The 3,184-nt window shown below is 65.4% G+C and carries 2 protein-coding genes; one reads left to right on the top strand and one right to left on the bottom strand.

Translation table 11 applies throughout. The annotated features are described in order from the left end of the window. Nucleotides 1-479 precede the first annotated feature (479 nt). The gene (locus tag KY501_RS52705; protein ID WP_224373229.1) at nt 480-1,610 is read left to right on the top strand and encodes a serine/threonine protein kinase; all 1,131 of its coding nucleotides are present in this window, start codon (nt 480-482) and stop codon (nt 1,608-1,610) included. A 555-nt stretch (nt 1,611-2,165) separates the two neighbouring features. Here KY501_RS52705 and KY501_RS52710 read toward each other — a convergent pair. Next, the gene (locus KY501_RS52710; RefSeq protein ID WP_224373230.1) at nt 2,166-2,912 is read right to left on the bottom strand and encodes a hypothetical protein; all 747 of its coding nucleotides are present in this window, start codon (nt 2,910-2,912) and stop codon (nt 2,166-2,168) included. Nucleotides 2,913-3,184: the final 272 nt, after the last annotated feature.

Below are 3,184 nucleotides of genomic sequence, written 5' to 3' on the forward strand. Positions count from 1 at the left end.
TAGGCGTCGACGTCAGCCGCGAGCAGATGGCCGCCCTTCACCTTGAGCGCTCCAACTTCCATGGTGAGTGGAATTACACCCTCCGGCCAAACTGAAACTTTATTTCTGCGCGGCTCCTAAGGTCTACGTGTGGCCCGAGAAGACGGCATCCGGCAGGCCGGGTCGGGTCGTCGTGAAGTATGAGCGCGTGAAGCTGCCGCGACAGGAGGAGGTTCCCGTGTGCTTCGTCGTTGACGTGGGCGCCCTTGAGCTAAAGGACGGCTCCGCGAAGACCTCGAACAGGACGGCAGGGTTCGTCAGGGATTACTGGCGACCCTGAGCCCCCCGCTAGGTGACGTGACAGGTAGGTGGTCAAAATCGGCCGGTTTTGGGCGTGACGATCACCTACCTAGCGGGGCGTTCCACTCACCCCATCCAGTGGGTAACGTGAGCCCCTCTCGCGCTGGCATGGTGCCCGTGCGAGCAAGGGAGGATCGAACATGGCGGCAATCGAGTTCACGCTTCCGCAGGGGGCGATTCTGTTCTCCGATCGGGATGGGGTGTCTTACGAGTTCCGTAAAGCCTTGGGCGAGGCGCATCACGGCCTGAGCCTCTTTCTGGCGCGGAGACGTATCAATGGGTACGCGCAAGGGAAGGTGCTTCTCAAGGCGGTGAGCAACCCGATAGGCGCCGAGCAGGCGCTGCGGGTCTTCAAGGCACGAGCGAAGCTCGAAGAGCAGGTGCGGCTTTCAGCGTGTCTCCACCATCCGGGCATTGTTCGCACCCACAGCCTGCACAAGACCGCATCGGCTTGGTACGTGGTCACCGACCATCCGGCGGGGCAGGATCTTGATGACCTGATGGGGCTCGCGACCGAACTCGACCGCTGGTTCTCGCCCTTCTTCACGCTGTACGTCGGCGTCCAGGTGGCTGACGTGTTGCAGTACGCGCACGCAGCCAAAGGCGCACAGGGGCGCCCGCTGGGCATTGTCCACCGGGCCATCGACCTGAGTCACATCTTCATGGACTGGGAGGGGCAGGTTCAGGTTTCCGACTTCGGGCTTGCGCTCGCCACCCTGCCGGGCCGCGTCGCCTCCACCGTTCGCCGCCCGCAGGGGGATACCTACTTCGCTTCGCCCGAGATGCTTCTCGGCGGCAAGGTGGATGCTCGCTCGGATCTCTTCTCGCTCGGGCTCGTCATGCTCGAATTGTCCACGGGGCGGAACCTGCTCGATACCGATATGGGGGTCTCTGACGCGGTGAAGTCGGCACTCTCAAAGAGGCAGTTCGCCCGCGTGAAGCGCGCGATCAAGCGCGCTCGGCTGGCCGGGTGTGAACCCGCGATCGAGCAGACGATCTGGCGTGCGGCGACCTACACGCAGGAAGACCTCGAAACGGTAACGGCGGGCCTGCCCGATACGCTGCGCGTCCCCCTGCGCAAGCTCCTTCAGCGCTCGCCTACCGCGCGCTACCAGACCGCAGCGGAGCTGGAGACGGACCTGCGCCGATGGCTCGGGGGACAATTCGGCAAGGAAAAGGCTGCGGCCGAGCTGAAGGAGATGAAGAAGGAGGCAGGCGCATTCATGGTCGACCTGGGCTTGAAGGGCTCGGACAGCATCACGACGGCCTGAGCGCCCCCGGTGCTGGTCCCCACTGCCCTGGGGGCCGGTCGGGGCGTAAGAGCCCCGACCATGTTGCGTCAGTGTCGCGTGAGAGTGCGGAACGGGCTGGAACGGGGCGGGACTACATGGGACGCGGCGGGATATCGACTCCAAACCGTTCCGGGCGGTTACGAGGTAAGGGCGCGATTCCGCTGGGAGTTTCGCACCGTCCGAAGCGGGTTCGATTCCCGCCGTCTCCCAACAGAGCCACCCGCCACGTGGGAAGCAGGAGGACGTCAACGTGTCAGCCACCGGCACTCGCAGCAGGAGGCGTCCACCGTGCCGTGGGGCGTGCCGGGCTTCGGCTCCAGGCACCACGGACACCCCAGCTGGTGGCGCTCCAGCCGCAACATGCTCTCGAGGAAGATGTGGTGACAGTGCACGCACCGGGCGTAACCGGGCCGCGGAGGGGCCATCGCAACAGCGGGCATACGGGGCAACCTCTCAACGCGGGTGGATGAAGAAAGGCCCCGCGTCCCCTCCTTCGGGAACGCGGGGCCCGGGCTTACGACTTCGAGACGACGGTCAGCTGACCGTCACCGGCGGCTTCGGCAACGCGCTCACCGCGGGCAGCTCGCCCGTGAGCGCCTCGGCCAGCCGGGCCACCTGCTCCAAGGGAATCCCCTTGAAGTCCACCACCGCCTGGCCCTTCTGGTTGCGCACCGTCACCTTCACCACCGCCCCCTTCCCCTTCGGGAAGCGCAGCGCCACCGCCTCGCTGTACTGCTCACCCAGCTCCAGCTCCTCCGCAGCCAGCGGCTTGGTGGAGGACGGCTTGCGCTTGCGCTGCAATGCCAGCCGCATCTGCTCCACGCTGCATGCACCGAACGTCAGCGTGGACACCTGCCCCTTCTCATCCGGCACCTCGATGGGCGTGGGGCCCGGCTCCTCGGCGTTGAGCTCCAGCTCCGCCACCTCCTTGTAGCGCAGCAGCAGGCTCAAGCACGTCACTCCGAAGCGCCGCGCCACAGGCTCGCTGAACACGCGCGCCACCGCCCCGTACGTGCTCAACGTCGACTGGGACAGGTCCGCCAGCTTCCTGCTGAAGTACTCCTTGGCGTCCTTGTACCCGGCCTGCTGCGGCAGCCGCTTATCCACGATGTAGTTGTAGATGACGCCCATGCGGTGATGGTTGCTGCTCTCCTGGCGCATCAGCTCGAGCAGCTCGCCGCCCAACTGCTCCAGCGTGGTGCCCTCCGCAATGGGCTGCACCAGCGTCGCGCTGGCTGCCACGGCTCGGTTGGTATCCTTGAACTTCAACAGATTGAACATGAGGCACTTCCCCCTGTGGAACGCTCCATGCGTCCCGGCCGCTTGACGTTGCGGCTGAGCGAACCCAAAGCACGTGGCGCGCCAACTGCCCGCACCTCGTGAAGTCAGCCACTTGCGCCAACAGGCCTCTGAGGCGCGTCCGCGAGCGCGGACTGTCACCACCGACGAGGTTTGGTGCCATTTCCACCGATCTTACCGAGGACCATAGATCCATCAGATCACCGGAGCCCTGAGATCCACCGAATCACCGAGGGGCACGAGAGCCACCGTGC

The sequence above is a fragment of the Hyalangium versicolor genome, assembly GCF_020103695.1.
GTDB classification, from domain to species: Bacteria; Myxococcota; Myxococcia; order Myxococcales; family Myxococcaceae; genus Hyalangium; species Hyalangium versicolor.

Bases quoted from the DNA above. Each gene is read 5' to 3' on its own strand.
- KY501_RS52710 (WP_224373230.1), bottom strand. From the start codon at position 2,912: ATGTTCAATCTGTTGAAGTTCAAGGATACCAACCGAGCCGTGGCAGCC.
- KY501_RS52705 (WP_224373229.1), top strand. From the start codon at position 480: ATGGCGGCAATCGAGTTCACGCTTCCGCAGGGGGCGATTCTGTTCTCC.